Raw genomic sequence first — 20248 nt, 5'->3', positions numbered from 1 at the left:
AGTTCACGCCCGGCGCGCCGGCATCGTCATCGCGATCACGCCGGCCATGATGCAGGCAAGGCCGGCCCACGCCGTGGGCGCCGGTGCCTCACCAAGAGACACCACGCCGATCATCACGCCGATGGGCACGCGCAGATAGGCCTGCGCGGCCGTCGACATCGGCCCCAGCGTCTTGATGAGCCGGAAGTAGATCGTGAAGGCCAGTGCAGTAGAGAGCACCGCGAGCGCCAGCACCGCCATCATTGAAGCCGCTGACGGCGCGAGCGTCCACGGCCGGTCGATCACAAGGCTTGCGGGCAGCAGCATCGCCGTGCCGCTCAGCAGCGAACCGGCGGCCGGCACCATCGGGTCCAGCCCCTTGAACACGCGGCCGAACATCGCGGCGCAGCCGTAGCAGACGGCGGCGGCCACCAGCCCGAGTTGCGCGAGCAGCGAATGCCCGAGCCCGTTCAGCGCCTCGAAGCCGACGATCAGGCAGATGCCCGCCAGCCCCGCACCCACGCCGAACAGGCGGCGCAGCGTGGGCCTCTCGGAGCCGCCGAGGCCCAGCCCCAGCAGGAAGATGAAGATCGGCGAGGTCGAGTTGAGGATGGTCGCCAGGCCCGCATCGACGCTGCGTTCAGCCCACGCAATGAGCGTGAAGGGCAGCACGCTGTTCAGGCATGCCTGCAGCGCGAAGCGCCACCACATCGCCGGCTCCGTCGGCAGCTTCACGCCGCGCATGCGCAGCACCGCGAGCAGCAGCAAGCCGGCAATCAACGTGCGCGCCGCAATCAGCGTGACCGGCGGGATCGTCGCGACGCCGATCTTGATGAAGGTGTACGAAGCGCCCCAGCAGGTGGCAAGCAGCGCGAGCAGCGCCCATTCGAAGGCGACGTTGGTGTGGGGCTTGCTGGCGGGGGAGAGCGTGTGCATGGTGCCCCGATCATCGCGAGCCCTGCCAACCGACACTTCGCCCGCGAGCGAAGCGTGGATGCCTCAGTGGCTGTGCCCGTGCGCGGTGTTGCCGCCGCCGTTCAGCAGCGTCGCCAGGTCCACTTCCTGCTCGGCCGCTGCGCCTGCGATGACGCGCTGCTCCAGCTCGTCGAGATGCTCCAGCGCCACGGCCAGCGCCTTGTCGAGCGACTTGCCCGTCGTCAGCGCTTCGATGATCTGCTCATGCTCGCGCGGCGCGCAGCTTGCGGCCTCGGCGGAGTCGTACAGCGCCTTGTAGAGCTCGGTGTTCGAAATCAGCCGCCGGATGTACGACAGCAGTTCGTCGCTGCCCGCCATCTCCGCCAGCAGCAGGTGGAAGTCGCCCGCCAGCCGGATTGAGTCTTCGCGCCTGCCTTCCTTGAACGCCTTCTGCTCCGCCTGCACGTGCTTGCGCAGCGTGGCCACCTGCTCGCGTTCGAGGTTGCCGAACAGCGTGGTCACCAGCCCGGCTTCGACGATGCGGCGCGCGCGGTAGATGCCGCGCATGTCGTCGATGGACGGGTTGGGCACGAAGGCGCCGCGGTTGTGCTCCAGCACCAGCCGTTTTTCCGACCCCAGCCGCGCCAGCACCTTGCGCACCGCACCGCGCGTGCAGCCCAGCGCCTCGGCCAGCGCGCGTTCGCGCAGGGGAGTGCCGGGGCGCAGCTTGCCGCTGAGCAGCGCCTTCGACACGGCGGCGTAGACGCGTTCGTCCACGTTCGTGTCGTCGGCGTCGGTGGGCTCTGCAGGGGCGGCGGAAGTGGGGGTTTTGCGTGCGGTGGAAGGCATAGGCGTGGGGATTATTGCCCGCGCCGTGTCGCCTCCGGGAAATCCCCCGGATTGACGCGGCCCCTCTCGCTCCGTACCATTCGTCTCGTTTGGTTAACCAAAATAATTGTGTATGGTTGACCAAAATTGAATTCGAATCTCAACCAGAACAGGAATCGAGGCAATCCATGAAATCCGCCAAATGGCTGGCCGCGCTGCCGGTAGCCGCTTTCTTCAGCGGGGGATGGCTGTCCTCCGTCGCGCCCACCTTCGTGCTCGGCATGCCCTTTCTGATGGTGTGGAACGTCAGCTGGCTGGTGCTGACCTCGCTGATCATGGTGGTCATCGACCGCGCCGAAGGCGACCTCGATGCGCCCGCCACGGCCACCGGAGACGCCCGATGAACGCCGCACTCGGCGTGATTGCCCTGTTCGTGGTCGGCGCGCTGGGCCTCGCGGTGCTCGCGCGGCGCGGCCGCACCATGAGCCTGGAGCAATGGGCGCTCGGCGGGCGCGGGCTGGGCGCCATCATGGTGTTCCTGCTGATGGCGGGCGAATCGTTTTCCACCTTCACCTTCCTGGGTGCGAGCGGCTGGTCTTACAGCAAGGGCTCGCCGGCCTTCTACATCCTGGCCTACGGCGGGCTGGCCTACCTCATGGCCTTCTGGATGCTGCCTGCCATCTGGCGCTACGCCACCGCGCACAAGCTGGTGTCGTTCTCCGACTTCTTCGCGCACAAGTACGACAGCCGCCCGCTCGGCGTGCTGGTGTCCATCGTGGCACTCATGGGCATGGTCGCGCTGCTGACCATCCAGCTGCGAGGGCTCGGCATCATCGTGTCGGAGGCCTCGTACGGCTCCATCGCGCCGCAGGTTGCCATCTGGATCGGCACCGTGGTCATGGTGAGCTACATCCTGTTCTCGGGCATCCACGGTTCGGCCAGCATCGCCATCGTGAAAGACGTGCTCATCCTCGCGCTCGCCGTGTTCCTCGGCATCTACCTGCCGTGGCACTACTACGGCGGCGTCACGCCCATGTTCACCGCCATCCACGCGGCCAACCCGGGCTTCTTCGAGTTCCCGAAAGAAGGCCTGAACCTCACCTGGTACAACTCGACCATCCTGCTGACGGCGCTGGGCTACTACCTGTACCCGTTCAACCTCACCTCGGTGTATGCCGCCAGAAGCGCGAGCGCGGTGCGCCGCAACACCATCCTGATGCCGCTGTACCAGGTGGTCATCGCCTTCCTGTTCCTCGTCGGCTTCGCGGCCATCCTGCAGGTGCCGGGGCTCAAGGGCTCTGAGGTCGACCTTGCGCTGTTCGGGCTGGCAAAGCACACCTTCGACCCATGGTTCGTCGGCGTGATCGGCGGCACGGGCGTGCTCACCGCGCTGGTGCCGGGCTCGATGATTCTGCTCACGGCCTCCACCGTGATCGGCAAGAACGTCTACAAGGAAGGCTTCGCGCACAACGCCACCGACAAGCAGGTGTCGCGCGTGGCACGCGGCGTGCTGCCGGTGTTTGCGCTGGTGGCGGTGTACTTCGTGCTGCGCGGCGGCACCACCATCGTGTCGGTAGCCATCTTCGCGTCGAGCCTGCTCACGCAGCTGCTGCCCTCGCTGCTGTTCAGCCTCATGAAGAAGCCCTTCGGCAACAAGCACGCGGCCTTCGCGGGCATCCTGGCGGGCGGCGCGGTGCTGGCCTTCATGATGACCACCAGCTCGAACCTGGGTACGCTGTTCCCGGCTGCACCGGTCGTCTTCAAGTCGCTCAACATCGGGCTCGTGGCGCTGGCGACGAATGCGCTGGTGTTCGTGATCGTGGCCCTCTTCACCGCGCGCATCGTGCCGCGTACCGTTGCAGCGCAACCTGCCTGATGCTTTCAACGAACGGATTCTCAACATGCCATCGCTCCTGATCCGCAACGTACGCCCCATGGGCGCTTCCCCGGTCGACGTGCGGGTGCAGGACGGGCGCATCACCGAGATCGCCGAGCTTGGCGCTGCGCTTGCCGCGCCGGCCAGCGCCACCATCGAAGACGGCCAGGGCGCCTTGCTGCTGCCCGGCCTCGTCGAAGGCCACACCCACCTCGACAAGACGATGTGGGGCATGGACTGGTATCGCAATGAGGTCGGCACCAACCTCACCGACAAGATCGAGAACGAGCGCGCCTTTCGCCACTCCAGCGGGCACGACGCGGCCACGCAGTCGCTGGTGCTGGCCAAGGCCTTTCTCGCGCTCGGCACCACGCGGCTGCGCACGCACGTCGACGTCGACACGCAGGCCGGCCTGCGCCACCTCGAAGGCACCCTGCGCACGCGCGAGGCGCTGCGCGATGTGCAGCAGATCCAGATCGTCGCCTTCCCGCAGTCGGGCCTGCTCGGGCGGCCCGGCACGGCCGATCTGCTCGAACGGTCGCTGGCGCTGGGCGCCGACGTGCTGGGCGGGCTCGACCCCTGCGCCATCGACGGCGAGCCGGTGAAGTCGCTCGACGTGCTGTTCGGCATTGCCGACAAGCACCAGCGCCCCATCGACATCCACCTGCACGAGCCCGGCGCCATGGGCGCGTTTTCGCTCGACCTCATCCTGCAGCGCACCGAGGCGCTGGGCATGCAGGGCAGGGTGGCCATCAGCCACGGCTTTTGCCTCGGCGACGTGAGCGAACGTGAGCGCGAAGCGCTGCTCGCGCGTATGGCCAGGCTGGGCGTGGTGCTCATTACCAGCGCGCCGCCTTCGCGCACCGTGCCGCCGCTCATGGCCTGCCGGCAGGCCGGTGTGACCGTGCTCGGCGGCAACGACGGCATCCGCGACACCTGGTCGCCCTACGGCAACCCCGACATGCTCGAGCGCGCCATGATCATCGGCCTGCGCTACAACCTGCGCCGCGACGACGAGATCGAAGTGGCGCTCGACACCGTCACGCATTCCGGCGCGCGTGGCTGCGGCTTCGAAGCCTACGGCCTCGTGCCAGGCAACCGCGCCGACCTGGTGCTGGTCGATGCGCAAACGGTCGCGCAGGCCGTGGTGTCGCGGCCCGTGCGCAAGCTGGTGGTGGCGGGCGGCCGCATCGTGGCGCGCAACGGCGTGCTGCAGGCCGACGTGGCGTCTTTGTGAAGACTGGCCGCAGTCGTGACGGAGGCGTCGCCTTCGCGGTAGTGATCGTGCTGGTGGCGCTGAACCTGCGCGCCTTTCTCACGTCGAGCAGCCCGCTGCTCGAACCCATACGCCTTGCGACCGGCATCGGCTTTCATGCGGTGGCGCTGCTCACGGTGCTGCCGATGTTCGCGATGGGAGCCACGTCACTGTGCGGCGCGGCGGTCGGCCAGCGCATCGGCGCGCGCGGCGGTGTCGCGCTCGGGCTCGGGGCCATTGCTTTCGCCTGTGCGAGCCGCTATGTGGCGGGCGGCGCGGCTGCTCTGCTGTGGAGTGCGGCGCTCGCGGGCGCGGGTGTCGGGCTGGTGCAGGCGCTGATGCCCGGCGTGGTGAAGCAGGCTTACCCGGCGCGCATCGGCGTGATGACGGGGCTGTACTCCGCCGCAATCATGGGCGGCGGCGGGCTCGGCGCCATGGCCAGCCCGTGGGTGGCGCACGCATTCGGCGGCGCGCAGCCCGACTGGCACGCGGGCCTCGCAATCTGGGCCTTGCTCGCAACCTTCGCGCTGCTGTACTGGCTCAACATGCGGCGCATGGAATTCACTGTCGCCGATGCGCCGCGCCGGCACCTCTCGTGGCTGCGCTGCTTCGCAAGCCGCCGCGCATGGCTGCTGGCTGCGTGCTTCGGCCTCATCAACGGTGGCTACACCAGCCTCGTCGCGTGGCTGCCGCACTTCTATGCCCAGCAGGGCTGGACCGCACAGCAGGGCGGCTCGGTGCTCGCGCTGATGACGGCCGCGCAGGTGGTCGCCGCGCTCGCCATGCCCGCCATCGCGCGCAGCCGGGGGGGCGACCTGCGGCCCTGGCTCGTGCTCACGTTGGTTGCGCAACTGGCGGGCTTCTGCGCGCTGACCTTCGATGCGCCCGTGCCGGCCGTCGCCATCGCCGTCGTGCTGGGCTTCGGCCTCGGCGGTGCGTTCTCGCTGTGCATGGTGCTGGCGCTCGATCACCTGCCAGACCCGGCACAGGCCGGCGCGCTGGCCGGCTTCATGCAAGGCGTCGGCTTCATGATCGCGGCGCTCGCGCCCTCCGTCACCGGCTGGGTGCGGGAGCACACCGGTGGCTTCACGCTTGCATGGGCTTACCTTGCCGTAGTCGTGGTGCTGCTGCTGCCGCTCATGCTGTGCTTCGATCCGCGGCGCTATGCCGCGGCAACGGCGGGGCTCTTCTCGCCGAAAACGCACCACGCCACGAACACGCTCACGGCGCTGGACAGCAGCGCCAGAAAGGCCTGAACACCATGTACCAACAGCAATTCATGCAGCGCGCACTGGCCCTCTCGGCACAAGCGCTCCAGGAGCCCGGCACCGAGCCCTTCGGCGCCGTCGTCGTCAAAGACGGCGTGATCGTCGGCGAAGGCTTCAACCATTCCGTCGCCCACTCCGACCCCACCTCGCACGGCGAAGTCGAAGCCATCCGCGACGCCTGCCGCAAGCTCGGCACCGTGAACCTGTCGGGCTGCGAGCTCTACACCTCGTGCGAACCCTGCGCCATGTGCGTGGCGGCGATGCATATCGCGGGTATCGCGAAGCTGTATTACGCGGCGTCGCTCGCGCAGTCGGGCGAGGCCTTCAAGGGCGTGACGGTGGCGGCGCGGCACCCCATCGATGTCGAGGCGCTGCGCGCCGAAGCGGGCGCCATGCTTGCACAGCGCAGCCTGCCTGCCGAACAGAAGCTCGACCGTGAGGCTGTGCAGATTCTTTCGGACTGGGCTGCGACGCGTAGGGGTTCCTGAAGCGCCCGCGCAGCTGCCTGAGTGGCTGAAATATCCACCCCGTATGCTTCTCGAAAAAATCAGTTTCGAGATTTCAAAAGGGGAGGATCTATGACTACTACAGGCGCGAATTCCGTCGCACGGGCGCAGCACTCGGAGCCCACCGTTACCCTCTATGGGCGCATCGCCGCAGGTCTGGCTGGATACGTCAGCTGGCCCGATCCGCCCGATTTACATTTGTCCATCATCATCGACGACGCGTACAGCGGTATCACCGTGATCGATGGTCAACCGACGATGACCGAGGCAGGTTTCAAGAACATGGGCTTGATCAGGACCAACAAGTACGAGAACTCGCTCCCCGCCGGGGTGAAGGTGAGGATCCAACTCCAACCGCCCGAGGGCATGAGCCGGCAGGAGTTCGCACGCAGGTTGGTCGTCAACTCACAGAGCTTTTCGAGCTACGTAGCTCCGTACTCGGTGCCAAAGAACATCCGAGGATCGCGGATGCGCCCGGGCGAATACAACAGCAGTTCGTACGTCGCAGGTCTGCTCAAGAGCGTCATGGGCTACGTGCCACTGATCGCCACACCGGGCTTCCAGACGCCCGGATGGGAAAGCCCCATGTCCGGACACTTCTTCAAGGGCGAGGCGATCCGATGAGAGTCGCCTTGCGCCTCGTATTGAACGTGCTGGCCTGGGCCGTGTCTATCCCGGTCCTGAATGTCTGCCTGACGGCATTGGAGCGGCATCGAATCATGCCGCTGTCGGGGCCCGTCGCGGCAGTCGTGGCGGTCACACTGCTTCTCTGGGCGGCGCTGATCTACTGGCGCTGCGTTCCGAGCACGCCGAGTATCGTGACTCGCCTGAGCTATCTCGTGGTCTTCGTGGTCGCGATGGTTCTGGTGGGCTTTGGTGCAGTTTGGGTAGCGTTCTGGGCCTCGGTCGCGACCTTCGGGCTCTAGCGTTCTTCAAGAGTTCACCTGCGCTGGCTACTCGAGCGCCGCCAGCGCGCGATTCACGACGATGTTGTTACTCCCCACCGCAAGCCAGCGTGAATAGAGTTGCCTCATGGCGCGATACGAAGCGCGCTATGAGGAGTCGGCATGAGCAGCGTCAGGAACACCGCGACAACGCAACCCTCTGCACTGGTTGCACAGGCGATCGATATCTATCGAAGCATCGCCGCGTGCCACGCGCACATCGCAAACAACAGCAGCAATAACGCCAACGCACTCACCGCAGCGCTGATGTTGCCCTGCTACCAATCCAGCTTTCGCGAACTGGCACTTGCGCTGACCCTTGAAGAGGAGCGCGAACTTAGGTACGCGCTCGACGAATTTTGCAACTCAGCTGCATGAAGACGAGTACCTTCGCGCAGCTTTTGTCCCACTGTGGTGCGTTCCGAATCGTTGCGCGGCCTTCGGAATTACGCTGATGGATTGAACGGGATTTCACTCGTAGCGACAAACGCGACCAGCGCCCAGACTCCGCTTCCCCGGCCGGGAATTTATTTCATGGAAGTCATTTCTCTTGAAAGGAGTTGGCAATGGCGGAAAACACGAAATTCACCATCCTCTCGTTCGTTGGCGGTGGCATACGAGGGCTGATGTCGGTCACGATCCTGAACGAGCTGTACACGAAGTTCCCGAACATCCTCGAAAACACCGACCTCATCGCCGGGTGTTCGACGGGCTCGATCATCACGAGCGAGCTACTGGCGGGAACGACGCCGCCGGAACTCATCACCTTCTTCACCACGCGCGAGGGCAGGGGCGAGATCGAGTTCTACGACAACATGAACACGAACCCGAAGGAGCCCGCGTACAAGATCACGGATGTCTACGACTCGCAGTTCGAACTGCACAAGGAAATGAAAGTCTCTGAAGTCGACTGGCAGAAGGTGCTGTTCGTGTCCTTCAACGTCGGCGGGCTCGAGGTGAAGGACTCCTTGCAGACGCCGACACCGTGGAAGCCGTTGATGTACACGAACATGGACCCCGAACTCGGCGACGTGACCATCGCGAAGGCGGCCACTTCGAGCGGCGCAATGCCGGGGCAGCTGGGCTCTTATGAAGGCAACGTAGACGGCGCCTTCTTCAATCACGACCCTACCGTCGCTGCGATTGCGCTGGCCGTGAAGGCCGGGCACAAGCTCGAGGACATCACGGCCATTACCTTCGGCACCGGCTACATGCCCGACTGGGTTGCCAGCGACACCCACAACTGGGGCGCCGACCAGTGGATGAACGGCGTTGCAAATCCGTTCAACAACACGCCGCCGTTCCTCATGAACCAGGCGAGGCCTTCGCCGATGCTCGACATGTGCCTCAACGGCACATCGACAGAGCTCATGCCGATGATCGCGAAGATGCTGCTGGGCGACCGCTACACGAACATCAACCCGACGCTGCCGTTCTTCATTCCGGAGAACACGACCTACCAGCAGGCCATCGACCTGCTGCAGGACAAGGGCAAGCATGCCGACATCGCGCATGCGGAAGTCCTCGTGGAGAAGTACTGGGTCAAACACGACCACGGCCCCGTGCTGCCCTGAGCGGCATCCACAAACAGCAGCAAGCAAACGCATTCCTGGAAAGGAGAAACGACGATGTCGACTATCGCAACAAAGGGGGCAGCAAAAGCACCCGGCACTTCCACGGGCGAACTGAACCTCGGGCCGTACTACATCCAATACCTGCCCGGCAACCACTATGTGCTGGACGTGTACGGGAACAGCGCCGCAAAGGACACCCAGGTCATCGGGTTCACCGTCAACCAGCCCGAGACCGTCAACCAGCAGTGGCTGTTCGTCCCCGCGGGGCCGCTGGCGCCGGGATGGTGGTACCTGCAGACGCTGATGGGCTCCGAGTACGTCATGACCCTGCAACCCCATGCCACCACCGGCTCGGGGCCGGTGGTGATGCAGCCCAAGGCGCTGGGCGACTCCGACACGCAGCTCTGGAGCCTGCTGTCCACCGAAGTGCCAGGCTACTGGTACATCCAGAGCAAATTCGGGGCGAGCAATGCGCAGGCGCCGGTGGTCATCGGGCTCACCAGCAACACCTCCGGAGCGAGTGCCGTGGCCAACCCCATCAGCTTCACCGGGTTCGAAGCACAGGCCTGGGGGTTCAAGCCTGTGTATTGGTAGGAGGCATGAAACCGGCGGCCAATCAGTCCCAGGCCGGCGACAGACCGGCCGGATCGGTAAGGCGCTCATTGCGGTCAAGCACCGCAATCTGCGCCATTTCCGCATCCGTCAGCTTCAGCTGCTGCGCGCGCAGATTGCCTTCAAGGTTCGCACGCTTGGTAGACGACGGAATCACCGCGTAGCCCAGCTGCATCGCCCACGCCAGCACCACCTGCGCCGTGGTCGCGCCGTGCGCCTTGGCAATGGCCTCGATGACCGGGTCGCCCAGCACCTTGCCGTAAGCCAGCGTCATGTAAGAAGTGATGTGAATGCCCTGGCTCTTCGCGAACTCAGCCACCTTGCGGTTCTGCAGGTAGGGGTGCAGCTCGATCTGGTTGGTGGCGATCTGCTCCGCGCCCACGGCCGCAATGGCTTCCTTCATCAGCGCGATGTTGAAGTTAGACACACCAATGTGCTTCGTGAGCCCCTGCGCCTTGGCCTCGGCCAGCGCACCCATGAACTCGGCTACCGGCACGGCGTTGCCGGGCGAGGGCCAGTGGATGAGCGTGAGGTCGACATGGTCTGTGCGCAGCTTGGCGAGGCTGTCTTTCAGGCTGGGCACCAGCTTGTCTTTGGCGTAGTTGTCGGTCCAGATCTTGGTGGTGATGAAGAGGCTGCTGCGGGCCACGCCGCTTTCGGCAATGGCTTGGCCCACCTCGGCTTCGTTGCCGTAGATCTGCGCCGTGTCGATGGTGCGGTAGCCCACGTCGAGGCCGTTCTTCACCGAGTCGATGACCACCTGGCCCTTCAGGCGGAAGGTGCCGAGGCCGAAGGCGGGAATGGTGTTGTTGCTCGTGTTCATGATGTGTGTTGTCCTTGTGTGTTGAAAAAAAAGAGGGGAGGTTCAGTGACCGACCGGCACCGGCCCCGAAGCGCGAACCGGAATACCGGCACGTCGATCAAGCGTGCCGCTCCACTGCGTGAGGGCCAGCGACACCAGCACCACCAGCGCGCCAATCCACGGCGTGTGCATCAGCCCAAGGTGCGTCACGATCAGTCCACCGGCCCATGCTGCGCCGGCAATGCCCAGGTTGAAGGCCGCGATGTTCAGGCCCGAGGCCACGTCCACCGCCTGCGGCGTGAAGCGCTCGGCCTGCTTCACCACGTACACCTGCAGCCCCGGCACGTTGCCGAAAGCCACCGCGCCCCACATCAGCACCGCCAGCAGAGCCAGCCACTTGTGCGGCGCCGCGAAGTTGAACACCAGCAGCACCGCAGCCAGCAGCGCGAAGATGATCTTCAGCGCCGGAATCGGGCCCATGCGGTCGGCCAGCTTGCCGCCCCAGATGTTGCCCACCGCCACCGACACGCCGTACACCAGCATCACCCAGCCCACCGCGCCGGCGCTGAAGCCAGACACGTCGGTGAGGATCGGCGCGAGAAACGTGAACGGAATGAACGAGCCGCCATAGCCGATGGCCGTCTTCGCATACACCAGCAACAGGCGCGGCTCGGCCAACACCTTGGCCTGCTGCGCCAGCGAGGCCGGCGGCGTGTGGCGGATGTTGCTGGGCACAAAGATCCAGCTGCCGATGAAGGCGATAACGCCCAGCGCCGACACGGCCAGGAAAGTCTCGCGCCAGCCGAAGTGCTGCCCGATGAACGTGCCCAGCGGCACGCCCGTGACCAGCGCCACAGTGAGGCCGGTGAACATGATCGCGATGGCGCTCGCCGCCTTTTCCTTCGGCACCAGGCCGGTGGCAATCGTCGAGCCAATGGAGAAGAACACCCCGTGCGCTAGCCCCGTGAGCACGCGGGCGGCAATCAGCGATTCATAGCTCGGCGCCTTCCACGCCAGCAGATTGCCGACCGTGAACAGCGCCATCAGCCCGAGCAGCAGCGCCTTGCGCGGCAGCTTGCCCGTGAGGGCCGTGAGCACCGGCGCGCCGATGGCGACGCCCAGCGCGTAGAGGCTGACCAGCAGGCCGGCCGAGGGAAGGCCGATGCCGAGGTCGGCGGCCACAGTGGGGATGAGGCCAACGATGACGAACTCGGTCGTCCCGATGGCGAAGGCGCTGAGGGTCAGCGCGAGCAAGGCGATTGGCATGAGAGCACTCCTTCTTGGATGTAGAGGAGTGTCTTGCGGTTACCTTTGCGGATAAATGGGGGTTGGGGCAGAAGATAGTTGACTGCAAATCAATTATCTGATGCCACAAACACTACACAAAATCTGATGAGCCATCGGGCTGAAGATGCCGATTGCTCTCAATCTCAACACAAAGGCTAGGGGTCGATTCGTGATGGGCAGCCTAAATAACCACGACTTGCTTTGCGCTCGCCGGCGTGCTCAAGAAATTCAATGAATCTTCTTGTGTTTCCATGACCCCTTTTGCACTTGTGACTCAAGTAAAACAAGTGGTTTTGCGCTCCACTGCTCATCAAACGCGACTTGATTGCCTGCTCTGAAAACATTGAGTCGAGTAATGTCGTCCTGTTTCAAGCATCGAAGCTCATAGACAACCGATGTCGACCAAGCGACATTTTCCAAGCTCTCGTAAGTTGTAATAAGTGTTAAAAGGATGAATTTATTTTCTTCGGTTAAGGTTGCCAGCAGTTTCGGTAATTCTTGACCAGAAAGTGCGTGCCTAACTTCCAGTTTTCGACTTATTGCTTGAACAAGTGGGGCCTCTAGTCGGATTTCAGGTAAATCAAAAGTGCAGTCATCGCATTTCAATTTTCCTGTAACAAAAACGTTTAGAGCAGTGTCGCTGGTTTGATTGGAGATGTTGATCGCGGCAATGAAGTCAATTTTCTTTGGCTCAGTCAGCATTGCGCGCTCAAATCCCACTTTTTCTTCAATATTTGCAATTACCAGCGGTTTTAATCCCTCCCTTCTGGCGCGCGAATCTGCCCACAAAGTGATGGCTACAGCAAACAATGCAAGGCCAGAAAATAACGAAGTCACTGAGCCGAATAAATCACCTGTTGTTCCCAGCTTGCTGAAAAACTTCTCGCATTCAGAACTTCCCTGAAATTTGCATTCAGGACTTAAGCTTGCAATATGCGAGGATAATAAAGGAAGCCAATAGGCAGTGGAAAACCAAAGCGCTATAGCGCAGAGGAGGGCCGTAACTCTGATTCCCCAGTATTTGATGAACTTCATTGGTGGTCGCCTGCCCAAGCGGAGTTATAGTTCTGAAAAATGGAATCGAGATTTCTGAGAAATGCCGGAGGTTCGATTCCTTGGCTTTTAAGTGCTGAAAAGGCAGTTTCATCCAGCGCCATTAATGGAACTGCTCGCGGTAGCTTGCGATCTGATTCTGCAGAGAGAACAACAATTGATTCCATTGTGTCTTCTGAGTTGATGCTTCGAAGCCCGGCGCTTCGATCAATGGCCCTGAGAGTAATACTGGCGGCAGGTATAGCTTCTCCAGTGAGAATGTCCCTTGCCCCAGCTTGGACCAATAGAGCACCTATACCTCTTGCAAGAAGCCCGTTGCGTCGCGCCGGTTGTTTAAATGCGCTGGCGTACTCGATCTTCGAAATTGGTGTTTGAAGATAGATTCCATCACTGATGTAAGAAAAGTCTGCGACAACTCTCGTATTTGCAGCTTGAGAATAATACTGGCCAAACAGTCGATTTATCCACCATTCGGTGATTAAATCGTCGTCAATGTTAGGTTTATTCAGCCAGCCTGCCACTCCCAAAATCATCGACCACGACGGAACGAGGTCTTCAGAGATTACACCAAATCTATTTGCGCAGTACTTCAGGGTTCTGATATATAAATCTAGCGCACTCGACCAGCCGTCTTTTATAAGATTTCGATCAATGGCTAGAAGATCACCCTGCCGGACACCCTTGGCGGCCTTTGGGCCATGCTCGAAGCGAACTAAAAGAGCAAGTAATTTCAGAACTTCCAGTGCATCCGGATTGATTTCTTGCAATATGGGAGTTGCCCGTAAAGCAGTGTCCCATTCATCTCGAAGATGAAATCCGCTGGGATAGAGGGCTGCAACCATTAGGTCGAAGGCATTAAGCTTTACGCCAGTTCTATTTAGCGTTTCGAATATTCTGGCCAAGGCTTCTAGATCGATTTCTTGTTCTAGCTCGATAGCCATTACCTTGTATACCTTTGACTGCAAGCCTCCCAGCTTTCTCTCACGAAGATTTACTATCTTGCTCTTTTCCGCCTCAGCAGGAGTGTGTTCGAGCCATTCGTAAAATGTCTCAAATTCCCAGATCTCTGAAATTAAAGCAATTAACTCCTTTGCTCTATTTTCTTTTGTGCCATAGATTTTCTCAAAAATGGCTCGCTTTTCCCATTTGATATGGCCGTCGTCGCCATTCGTCAGCGCGGAAAAATCTATGTAGTAACAGATCTCAGATGAGTCAGTTATTGCGTGATAGAGGGCGGTGATTCTTTGTTGACCATCCAATATGTATGCATCTAGCTGCTTTCCAGTGATTTTGGGTGCGCTGTCGATTTCTCGGAAGGCAAAAGGTTGTGGACCATTCAGAAGTAATAAAGATCCTATTGGCCATTGCCTGGCAACGCTGTCCAATAATTCAACGACGCGAGCGGGATTCCAAACAAACTCTCTTTGAAAATCTGGCAGTGCTAGGCGTCCTGCGCGAATTCTTTGAATTAAGAAATCGATGCTGTATTGTGATGATTGGAAATCCATAATTACTTCCGTTCCTGATGCTAAGGTTAGCGCGCTGCGGCGTGTAGTGTATGGTTGCAAACACCAAGTGTCAGATTTTATTAACCCAGTATCGATCGAATGGCGTGCCGATCTGAAGGCAACAACGCCTTATGTAGTTTGAGGTGTCGCGGATATACTCCGCCGTCGCGATAAAACGCGATCGGGTTTGGAAGCCCGCTAAAACCCCTGCGATGAAAGCCGCAGGACCCGCACATGGTCTGCGGCTTTTTCGTTCGCGCTGCTTTTTTAGGCGGCTCGAACGGGAGGGCGCGAGCTCTGCCGGTTTCTCTACAAGGGGTTTTCCGGTCTTCCAACCCGTTCGAGCTGCCGCCACCGTTTGGAAGCGGGTGCGGCGGTTGTGGCAAATCAAAATCCCTTGGGAGGCCTTTCATGGCTGCATCTGCTCACGCGCCCGCGCAATCTCGCGCTCGACCCACGTCCCCCGACCCCGCATCCTCCAACCTCGACGACCTCGCCCTCCAAGCCTGCGACGACGCCGACACCCTCAATGACGTGATGCGCGCCTACAGCGCACTCAAGAAGCTCGTCGACACCAGCGCCCTGAACGACAGCGAGGTGCTCACCCCCAGCCGCACCGAACTGAGCGCCTTGCTGGGCGTGCTCAACGACGCGCTACTGCTCCGCATCGATACCGTCAATGGCGCCACCAGCGCGGTGCGCGAAGCGCTGCGACAGAACATCGGCAGCACCCAATAGCACCAGCTGCGCGCCTCAACGACGGGCACGCGCCAACCGGCAACGCTGCGCATCTCGCTTCTCTTCTTCTCTCCACAACAAAACCGATGCCAGCTGCGCCCGTCGCCGACAACAAGCCCGAGGCCCTTCCCACTGCCGCCTGGGCCCGTCTGCGCGACATGGTCGCAGCGCGAACCCCTGCGGACGGCCGTACCGATGCGCTGTATCCGGGGCTGCGCTGCTACCGGTTCTCGCGCCCGGTGCGTTACGAGAAAACCCAGCGCCTCACGCCGGGCGTGGTGGTGGTCTTGCAGGGCCGCAAGACCGCGCACCTCGGCGACCGTCGTTCGCTCGACTACGGCGCCACGCAGTGCCTGGTGCTCGGGGCCGAGGTCGCGTGCCTCGGCACGGTCGTCGGGGCGAGCGCCGAGCACCCGTACCTCGCGATTCATCTCGACCTGCCGCCCGACATGCTGGTGAAGTCTTTTGTCGCGCTGGCGGAAAGCGGCACGCTGGCCGAGCCCGCCCGTGTGACCGAGAGCTTCACGGCTGCGGTGGGGCCAGAGGTGGTCGAGGCTTTTGCCCGCCTGCTGCTGGCGGCCGACGACCCGGTGGACCGCCGCACGCTCGCGCCGCTGGCGGTCGAAGAAATCGTGCTGCGGCTGCTGCGCTCCGAGGCCGCGGCCGCCATCCGCAGTGCGGGCGCCGTTACCAAGGCCGGTGCACGCATACAGACGGCCATCGCCTTCATGCGCCGCCATCTGGGCCGGCCACTGTCGGTGGCCGAAATTGCCAGCCACGTGCACATGAGCCCTTCGCACTTCGCGCACAGCTTTCGCGAGGTGGCCGGCGTCACGCCGATGCGCTGCATTCGCGACCTGCGCCTGGAAGAGGCGCGCATGCTGATGCTGGGCGCGGGGCTGCGGCCCGGCGATGCGGCCGCGAAGGTGGGCTTCGAGAGCGCGGCGCATTTCAATCGCGCGTTTCGCAGGCGCTTCGAGGCAACGCCTGCCGAGTACGTGCGGCGCGTTCAGTCGGGCTGATTGATTGACTGATTGACTGTCTGATATGGGGCGGCTGCGTCTTTCGCAGCCATGGTCAATTTCTTCGCAGCTTCGTGCCTTGGCGCGGGGGAGGGCGTTGGCTAACCTGCCGTCTGCCTTTTTCTTCAAGCCAACGACAAAGAAATTTTCATGAACCCGATCAACGTCATCATCACTTTCGAAGCCAAGCCCGAGCGCGCATCCGCGTTCGCCGAACTCATGCAGCAGGTCAAGCAGTCGCTGCCATCGGCGGATGGATGCCGGGGCGTGCAGTTGTTCGGGCACGGCGACAACGACTGCGTGTTCACGCTGGTCGAGTCGTGGGAGTCACGGAGCCATCATCAGGCTCATATCGCGGGGGTGGTGTCGTCTGGTGCTTGGGACACGATGGAGGCTGAGCTGGCTGGGGCGCCTGTCAGTAGCTATTGCAATGAGCTTTGATAGGGGTGGCGGTTGCGCCGGAGACGCAGTTGGCGATGCCTTGTCCCGCGGGGTGAGGTGCTGATGAGGCCAACGCCTCCGGCTCAATCTCTGCGCGGATCTTGCTCAGGTCTTGGCAGAGGCAGCAGCTGGCTCTCTTCCACCGGTGGCCATTCGCTTGTGGCGTCTTCAACCATTCGTGCATAGGACGGACAACCTTTCCGCACTGTCTCCAGCGTCTTGTTGTTGTACCGGCACTCAAGTACGAGCTCGCGATCTTCAGGATCGAATTGCGTCAGGGTGTGGGGGAGGCCGTTTTTGTACTTCACCGTCATGAACACCTCTCCTCTTTCACCCCAGATGGTTCGGCAGCCGGTGTAGTTCGAGGCGATGTTCCGGGGGAACATGAATATGAAGTACCCGTGGACGCTGTTGATGGCGGCGCTCTTTGGCGGCGCTGAAAGGTCGCAATTCCTATCCCCGGCGTGCACCAGTGAACTGAGCGCCATCAGGCAGAAAAGCGGAAGGCGGAGGTAGCGTAGGAGAGGGGGCATAGGTTAGTCGGGCAAGCTCTGCAACTGTGTTTCAGCGACACCTGCGAAGAAGATCCACGGACAGATATTCTGGAAGGTGCGCAATTCCTGCTTGGCCTCGTCCAGCCGGCCTTCCTCCATGAGATCGTGCGCTCGAAGGATGGTGTCCCCCAGGTATCGTGACCAAGCCCTCTCGTTGGCTCTGAGTTCAAGAACGTACTGTGCAAATTCATCAGCCGAGGCCCATCGGGCACCTTGGGGTCCGGTGTCGTGGAAGCTCTTCGTAAAAAACTCTGCGAAGAGCGCGCGAGTCTCGTCATTGAATTGGGCGGCAATTTCCTCTTTGGACTGCGCAGCAAACTTGTGCCATCTCTCGATCAGTTCGCGCATCTCGTCTTTTGGAGGAAGCGCTCTTGCATGGACAGGGCAGAGCACTCGTCCTGCTGGATCGGCAGACCAGCCGCTTTCCCTTGCCGAGCGAGCCATGTTGCTGGACCACTCCTGTACAGGATCGGTCGCTGGTTGCTCGAGACTCTTTTCGAAGACGTTCCGGCAGCCGTCAAACTGGCAGGCGATTACCAGCTCTGCGAATGCAAGCGCTTCTATGGGGTCACTCGATTCACGCATGCTTGAAAGCTCATCAGAAATGAGATGGGGTGATTCTTCTGCCGGTTTCCGAAGTTGCTAAGCACCATGGATCGCCATCATGGCCCAGAAAGTAACCCACATCGTGCCCGTCCCCAGCAGGCACATTCCCGTAAGAAAAGCGACCAGATAGCCGATTCGCTGCCAGATCCGGGGTGCGCTGGGAACGAAGCGCCAGTAAATCCAGGCCGCCCACACAAAGAGAACCGTCACGGTGACCGGGGCGACGTTGTCGGAGATCGACTGGAACTCGCGTTGCTCCACCGCCCCGATGGCCAAAAATGCGGCTGGCATGGTGAAGAACCATGCCAGAACGCTCAGGCATCCAAGAGCGGTGTGGCGATGGATGTTCATGGCGGAGCCTTTGCATCACCGCTCGGTGCCAAGGGTGGGGCAGGATGGCATTTGGGCAGCTTCAGACCCTCGACATCGGGATAGAGGTGGATAGCCGCGAAATCGTTGTTCTCCCCGAACTGGCTCCTCGGCGATCTGTACCCGTGCGAAAACGTTTCTATTGGAAGGTTGGTGCGCAGCAGTATGCGCAGGGCTCTCACTGTGTTGACCGCGCGTAGTTTGGCCAACGCCTTTGCCTCGCTGGGAATGTCGCCAGAGGCGCCGGTTTCTATCGATGCGCCCTTGTACAAGGGGAGGGATTCGTAGGAGCGGTTCAACCATTCCGAGAGCTTGGTGACCTGCGACCGACTGAGTTCAGCCGAGCCGCGTTCGAAGTAGATCTGTGTCGGCACGATGTAGCTGCATGCCATGGCTTGTCCACCGGTGAGGGATGCAACCAAGGCCCAGAGGATTCTTTCGTACATACGCTCATTGCGGCTTGGGCGATGCTGCGGGGCCTTCAATCCACTTGCAGCATGAAAGTGTCTTGGCGCATGTTGGTTGAACCGTGGCCTGCAGACTGTCCAGGCGCTCAGGGCGTCTTGTCGGTGGGCTCTCGAGTTCATTGACATGGGTTTCCACTTCGAAAGAAGTCCCGGCGCTCAGGGTCTTCAGAAGATCGGCGACCTCGGCAAGTCGGCGCTGTGCTTTTCTTGATGAATCGGCATTGCCTTTGACGGCGACAGCAAAGATGTCGGCGCGGTAAATGCCGTGCGTTGCTCTGCTTGTGTCCTTCTGTTCGATGAACCAGTTTGTCAGAGAGAGGATCTGCTCCGACCCGAGGTGCGTGCTTGTCGAGGGAAACTGTACTTCCCGTTGGAGTCCGCCGAAAGAGCAAGCGGTGGTCCATGCAGGAGCGAGGGCGAAGGCGAGAGGGATGATGGCGTGGAGATATTTCATGCGGATGCTTCGTGATCAATGCCCAAGATATATGCGGCGATGCTGTCTGCGTTCACCCTTGCCTTGGCACGATTCCTTGCGTCCATGGCATTCAGTTTCGAGATCATTGTTCCGTACCACTCGTCGTTGGAGCTGAAGGTGTCATCGAAGTGAGTGACTTCGTGGATTAGCGTCAGTAGCTTGGAGTCGCCATCCAGAACCTCATGTGAATCAAAGTGGATTTTGTTGTTTTCGAATGTGCAAAAGGGGAGAGCGATCGCGATGGTGTGGGTGGTGGTATCCGGCTTGCATACCGCTGCGACAGTGCCCAAGGCACTGCCCATAACACAGGTCGCCAACTTCCCGCCCTCGGTGAAGCGTACAAAGTTCTTGGGTTCTAGATTTTTCAGTACGCGTGCGCATGCAGCCAAGCCTCTTTGTAGATATTCGCGTGTGTTCTGGTCGGCAATGCCAAACCATGTCTTCACATGAGCTTGGGCCGTTTTGTCCCACCGCTCCAATTCGGGTAGCCGTTGCTTGGTGATGTAGCTGACAGCCAAGTCGCGCAGTTTCAGTGTTGCGGTCGCGAATTCCTTGTTGGTCATGTTCGGACAGATGTTCTCGGTCTGTTCGGCTTCCGGCGGGTACGTGACGGTGTCGTCTACCGCCTTTTTGAAGGCAGTCATTTCGGGATTCGAGACCTTGATTGCCGTCCAGGGCAACGCGGAAACGCCAATTGCATGCGCGGCGTCATCGTCATAAACCGCTGATTGCTGTAGCACCGACAGCAGCGGCTGCGGCACCGGACAGTGACACACCACCACGTCCCCCTCCAGCGCTACCTCCGATATGAACTGCGGGCGCCGTGGCCCTCCTGCCTTGGCGATGATGCCGACGCTGTTGCATCCCTCGCAGTAGGCCCTGCCACCGATCAATGCGGCTCGATGGCCAAACAGGTCGAGCATCGGGCCGTCGTAGGGCAGCACTCGCCCGCCAGAAGCCGGCGGATCGCCGACCACAAGAACCTTTCGATCCATTCAATACACCCAGAGTTGATGACCCAGGAGGTGTACGTGGTCGAGCGAGTAAGCACTGTTGTCTATCGTTAAACGGCCGTTCGTATTTCACGGTGCGACGCACATTCGATTCAGGGCCGTTGCTCGCAAGAAAAATCTTTCGTACCCCCTGCATCCAAATCCACCCCTGGCGTG

Annotated in this window: 25 protein-coding genes; 13 read left to right on the top strand and 12 right to left on the bottom strand. The window is 61.4% G+C overall.

Annotation, left to right across the window (positions count from 1 at the left end):
- Nucleotides 1-3 precede the first annotated feature (3 nt).
- The gene (locus tag ACSFCA_RS24575) at nt 4-915 is read right to left on the bottom strand and encodes a DMT family transporter (protein ID WP_435461095.1); all 912 of its coding nucleotides are present in this window, start codon (nt 913-915) and stop codon (nt 4-6) included.
- Between the two features lie 63 nt (nt 916-978).
- Entirely contained in the window at nt 979-1743 is a 765-nt protein-coding gene (locus ACSFCA_RS24570; RefSeq protein ID WP_435461094.1) for a GntR family transcriptional regulator, read from the bottom strand.
- 167 nt (nt 1744-1910) lie between these two features.
- On the opposite strand from ACSFCA_RS24570, the gene ACSFCA_RS24565 reads away from it, so the two are divergent.
- From ACSFCA_RS24565 to ACSFCA_RS24520, 10 genes are all read left to right on the top strand, one after another.
- Complete coding sequence (locus ACSFCA_RS24565; protein WP_435461093.1) at nt 1911-2126, top strand: DUF3311 domain-containing protein; 216 nt, start codon at nt 1911-1913, stop codon at nt 2124-2126.
- Complete coding sequence (locus ACSFCA_RS24560) at nt 2123-3598, top strand: sodium:solute symporter family protein (RefSeq protein WP_435461092.1); 1476 nt, start codon at nt 2123-2125, stop codon at nt 3596-3598. Before ACSFCA_RS24565 ends, ACSFCA_RS24560 begins: the two co-directional genes overlap by 4 nt.
- Before the next feature lie 25 nt (nt 3599-3623).
- Nucleotides 3624-4835 carry an amidohydrolase family protein gene (locus ACSFCA_RS24555; RefSeq protein ID WP_435461091.1) on the top strand — a complete coding sequence of 404 codons (1212 nt, stop codon included), beginning with the start codon at nt 3624-3626 and terminating at the stop codon, nt 4833-4835.
- A complete protein-coding gene (locus tag ACSFCA_RS24550) occupies nt 4832-6109 on the top strand; it encodes a cyanate transporter (RefSeq protein WP_435461090.1) in 1278 nt (425 codons plus the stop codon). Before ACSFCA_RS24555 ends, ACSFCA_RS24550 begins: the two co-directional genes overlap by 4 nt.
- Nucleotides 6110-6114: 5 nt before the next feature.
- The gene (locus tag ACSFCA_RS24545; protein WP_435461089.1) at nt 6115-6609 is read left to right on the top strand and encodes a nucleoside deaminase; all 495 of its coding nucleotides are present in this window, start codon (nt 6115-6117) and stop codon (nt 6607-6609) included.
- A gap of 90 nt (nt 6610-6699) precedes the next feature.
- Nucleotides 6700-7251: a hypothetical protein gene (locus ACSFCA_RS24540; RefSeq protein WP_093173116.1), complete on the top strand. Its 552-nt coding sequence runs from the start codon at nt 6700-6702 to the stop codon at nt 7249-7251.
- Complete coding sequence (locus ACSFCA_RS24535; protein ID WP_093173114.1) at nt 7248-7553, top strand: hypothetical protein; 306 nt, start codon at nt 7248-7250, stop codon at nt 7551-7553. Before ACSFCA_RS24540 ends, ACSFCA_RS24535 begins: the two co-directional genes overlap by 4 nt.
- 141 nt (nt 7554-7694) lie before the next feature.
- Nucleotides 7695-7949 carry a hypothetical protein gene (locus tag ACSFCA_RS24530; protein WP_435461088.1) on the top strand — a complete coding sequence of 85 codons (255 nt, stop codon included), beginning with the start codon at nt 7695-7697 and terminating at the stop codon, nt 7947-7949.
- 188 nt (nt 7950-8137) lie between these two features.
- Complete coding sequence (locus ACSFCA_RS24525) at nt 8138-9145, top strand: patatin-like phospholipase family protein (RefSeq protein ID WP_435461087.1); 1008 nt, start codon at nt 8138-8140, stop codon at nt 9143-9145.
- 54 nt (nt 9146-9199) lie between these two features.
- Nucleotides 9200-9739: a hypothetical protein gene (locus ACSFCA_RS24520; RefSeq protein ID WP_093173108.1), complete on the top strand. Its 540-nt coding sequence runs from the start codon at nt 9200-9202 to the stop codon at nt 9737-9739.
- A gap of 22 nt (nt 9740-9761) precedes the next feature.
- Here the strand turns inward: ACSFCA_RS24520 and dkgB are convergent, their stop codons facing one another.
- The 4 genes from dkgB to ACSFCA_RS24500 all read right to left on the bottom strand — a co-directional run bounded on the left by dkgB (nt 9762) and on the right by ACSFCA_RS24500 (nt 14407).
- Nucleotides 9762-10580 carry a 2,5-didehydrogluconate reductase DkgB gene (gene dkgB / locus ACSFCA_RS24515; protein ID WP_435461086.1) on the bottom strand — a complete coding sequence of 273 codons (819 nt, stop codon included), beginning with the start codon at nt 10578-10580 and terminating at the stop codon, nt 9762-9764.
- Nucleotides 10581-10622: 42 nt separating this feature from the next.
- Nucleotides 10623-11825, bottom strand: a complete 1203-nt coding sequence (locus tag ACSFCA_RS24510; RefSeq protein WP_435461085.1) for an MFS transporter — start codon at nt 11823-11825, stop codon at nt 10623-10625.
- Between the two features lie 249 nt (nt 11826-12074).
- Nucleotides 12075-12881, bottom strand: a complete 807-nt coding sequence (locus ACSFCA_RS24505; RefSeq protein WP_435461084.1) for a hypothetical protein — start codon at nt 12879-12881, stop codon at nt 12075-12077.
- A complete protein-coding gene (locus tag ACSFCA_RS24500; protein ID WP_435461083.1) occupies nt 12878-14407 on the bottom strand; it encodes a DUF262 domain-containing protein in 1530 nt (509 codons plus the stop codon). The genes ACSFCA_RS24505 and ACSFCA_RS24500 overlap by 4 nt, the downstream gene beginning before the upstream one ends.
- A 411-nt stretch (nt 14408-14818) precedes the next feature.
- Here ACSFCA_RS24500 and ACSFCA_RS24495 point away from each other — a divergent pair, with 411 nt between their 5' ends.
- From ACSFCA_RS24495 to ACSFCA_RS24485, 3 genes are all read left to right on the top strand, one after another.
- Nucleotides 14819-15145 (top strand): hypothetical protein, encoded by a 327-nt coding sequence (locus ACSFCA_RS24495; RefSeq protein WP_435461082.1) that lies wholly within the window; start codon nt 14819-14821, stop codon nt 15143-15145.
- A gap of 86 nt (nt 15146-15231) precedes the next feature.
- Nucleotides 15232-16167 (top strand): AraC family transcriptional regulator, encoded by a 936-nt coding sequence (locus ACSFCA_RS24490; RefSeq protein WP_435461081.1) that lies wholly within the window; start codon nt 15232-15234, stop codon nt 16165-16167.
- A gap of 150 nt (nt 16168-16317) precedes the next feature.
- Nucleotides 16318-16608, top strand: coding sequence for a putative quinol monooxygenase (locus ACSFCA_RS24485; RefSeq protein WP_435461080.1), 291 nt, complete (start codon nt 16318-16320; stop codon nt 16606-16608).
- A gap of 83 nt (nt 16609-16691) precedes the next feature.
- Here the strand turns inward: ACSFCA_RS24485 and ACSFCA_RS24480 are convergent, their stop codons facing one another.
- The 6 genes from ACSFCA_RS24480 to ACSFCA_RS24455 all read right to left on the bottom strand — a co-directional run bounded on the left by ACSFCA_RS24480 (nt 16692) and on the right by ACSFCA_RS24455 (nt 20074).
- Complete coding sequence (locus ACSFCA_RS24480) at nt 16692-16922, bottom strand: hypothetical protein (protein WP_435461079.1); 231 nt, start codon at nt 16920-16922, stop codon at nt 16692-16694.
- A gap of 222 nt (nt 16923-17144) precedes the next feature.
- On the bottom strand, nt 17145-17747 hold the full coding sequence (locus ACSFCA_RS24475; RefSeq protein WP_435461078.1) for a hypothetical protein: 603 nt from the start codon (nt 17745-17747) through the stop codon (nt 17145-17147).
- Nucleotides 17748-17804: 57 nt separating this feature from the next.
- Nucleotides 17805-18119, bottom strand: coding sequence for a hypothetical protein (locus ACSFCA_RS24470; protein ID WP_435461077.1), 315 nt, complete (start codon nt 18117-18119; stop codon nt 17805-17807).
- On the bottom strand, nt 18116-18529 hold the full coding sequence (locus tag ACSFCA_RS24465; RefSeq protein WP_435461076.1) for an OmpA family protein: 414 nt from the start codon (nt 18527-18529) through the stop codon (nt 18116-18118). Before ACSFCA_RS24465 ends, ACSFCA_RS24470 begins: the two co-directional genes overlap by 4 nt.
- Nucleotides 18530-18587: 58 nt before the next feature.
- Nucleotides 18588-19058, bottom strand: a complete 471-nt coding sequence (locus ACSFCA_RS24460; RefSeq protein WP_435461075.1) for a hypothetical protein — start codon at nt 19056-19058, stop codon at nt 18588-18590.
- On the bottom strand, nt 19055-20074 hold the full coding sequence (locus tag ACSFCA_RS24455; RefSeq protein ID WP_435461074.1) for a M35 family metalloendopeptidase: 1020 nt from the start codon (nt 20072-20074) through the stop codon (nt 19055-19057). Before ACSFCA_RS24455 ends, ACSFCA_RS24460 begins: the two co-directional genes overlap by 4 nt.
- Nucleotides 20075-20248 lie beyond the last annotated feature (174 nt).

The sequence above is a fragment of the Variovorax multivorans genome (assembly GCF_051216835.1).
Classification (GTDB): domain Bacteria; phylum Pseudomonadota; class Gammaproteobacteria; order Burkholderiales; family Burkholderiaceae_C; genus Variovorax.
Note: the sequence above shows the minus strand (reverse complement) of the source record. Positions and strands in the feature narration are given on the sequence as shown.

Coding starts and splice junctions, on each gene's coding strand:
- ACSFCA_RS24490 (WP_435461081.1), top strand. CDS start 15,232: ATGCCAGCTGCGCCCGTCGCCGACAACAAGCCCGAGGCCCTTCCCACT.
- ACSFCA_RS24570 (WP_435461094.1), bottom strand. CDS start 1,743: ATGCCTTCCACCGCACGCAAAACCCCCACTTCCGCCGCCCCTGCAGAG.
- dkgB (WP_435461086.1), bottom strand. CDS start 10,580: ATGAACACGAGCAACAACACCATTCCCGCCTTCGGCCTCGGCACCTTC.
- ACSFCA_RS24510 (WP_435461085.1), bottom strand. CDS start 11,825: ATGCCAATCGCCTTGCTCGCGCTGACCCTCAGCGCCTTCGCCATCGGG.
- ACSFCA_RS24555 (WP_435461091.1), top strand. CDS start 3,624: ATGCCATCGCTCCTGATCCGCAACGTACGCCCCATGGGCGCTTCCCCG.
- ACSFCA_RS24480 (WP_435461079.1), bottom strand. CDS start 16,922: ATGACGGTGAAGTACAAAAACGGCCTCCCCCACACCCTGACGCAATTC.
- ACSFCA_RS24535 (WP_093173114.1), top strand. CDS start 7,248: ATGAGAGTCGCCTTGCGCCTCGTATTGAACGTGCTGGCCTGGGCCGTG.
- ACSFCA_RS24505 (WP_435461084.1), bottom strand. CDS start 12,881: ATGAAGTTCATCAAATACTGGGGAATCAGAGTTACGGCCCTCCTCTGC.
- ACSFCA_RS24520 (WP_093173108.1), top strand. CDS start 9,200: ATGTCGACTATCGCAACAAAGGGGGCAGCAAAAGCACCCGGCACTTCC.
- ACSFCA_RS24530 (WP_435461088.1), top strand. CDS start 7,695: ATGAGCAGCGTCAGGAACACCGCGACAACGCAACCCTCTGCACTGGTT.
- ACSFCA_RS24485 (WP_435461080.1), top strand. CDS start 16,318: ATGAACCCGATCAACGTCATCATCACTTTCGAAGCCAAGCCCGAGCGC.
- ACSFCA_RS24500 (WP_435461083.1), bottom strand. CDS start 14,407: ATGGATTTCCAATCATCACAATACAGCATCGATTTCTTAATTCAAAGA.
- ACSFCA_RS24565 (WP_435461093.1), top strand. CDS start 1,911: ATGAAATCCGCCAAATGGCTGGCCGCGCTGCCGGTAGCCGCTTTCTTC.
- ACSFCA_RS24560 (WP_435461092.1), top strand. CDS start 2,123: ATGAACGCCGCACTCGGCGTGATTGCCCTGTTCGTGGTCGGCGCGCTG.
- ACSFCA_RS24470 (WP_435461077.1), bottom strand. CDS start 18,119: ATGAACATCCATCGCCACACCGCTCTTGGATGCCTGAGCGTTCTGGCA.
- ACSFCA_RS24495 (WP_435461082.1), top strand. CDS start 14,819: ATGGCTGCATCTGCTCACGCGCCCGCGCAATCTCGCGCTCGACCCACG.
- ACSFCA_RS24540 (WP_093173116.1), top strand. CDS start 6,700: ATGACTACTACAGGCGCGAATTCCGTCGCACGGGCGCAGCACTCGGAG.
- ACSFCA_RS24465 (WP_435461076.1), bottom strand. CDS start 18,529: ATGGCATGCAGCTACATCGTGCCGACACAGATCTACTTCGAACGCGGC.
- ACSFCA_RS24475 (WP_435461078.1), bottom strand. CDS start 17,747: ATGCGTGAATCGAGTGACCCCATAGAAGCGCTTGCATTCGCAGAGCTG.
- ACSFCA_RS24525 (WP_435461087.1), top strand. CDS start 8,138: ATGGCGGAAAACACGAAATTCACCATCCTCTCGTTCGTTGGCGGTGGC.
- ACSFCA_RS24545 (WP_435461089.1), top strand. CDS start 6,115: ATGTACCAACAGCAATTCATGCAGCGCGCACTGGCCCTCTCGGCACAA.
- ACSFCA_RS24455 (WP_435461074.1), bottom strand. CDS start 20,074: ATGGATCGAAAGGTTCTTGTGGTCGGCGATCCGCCGGCTTCTGGCGGG.
- ACSFCA_RS24460 (WP_435461075.1), bottom strand. CDS start 19,058: ATGAAATATCTCCACGCCATCATCCCTCTCGCCTTCGCCCTCGCTCCT.
- ACSFCA_RS24575 (WP_435461095.1), bottom strand. CDS start 915: ATGCACACGCTCTCCCCCGCCAGCAAGCCCCACACCAACGTCGCCTTC.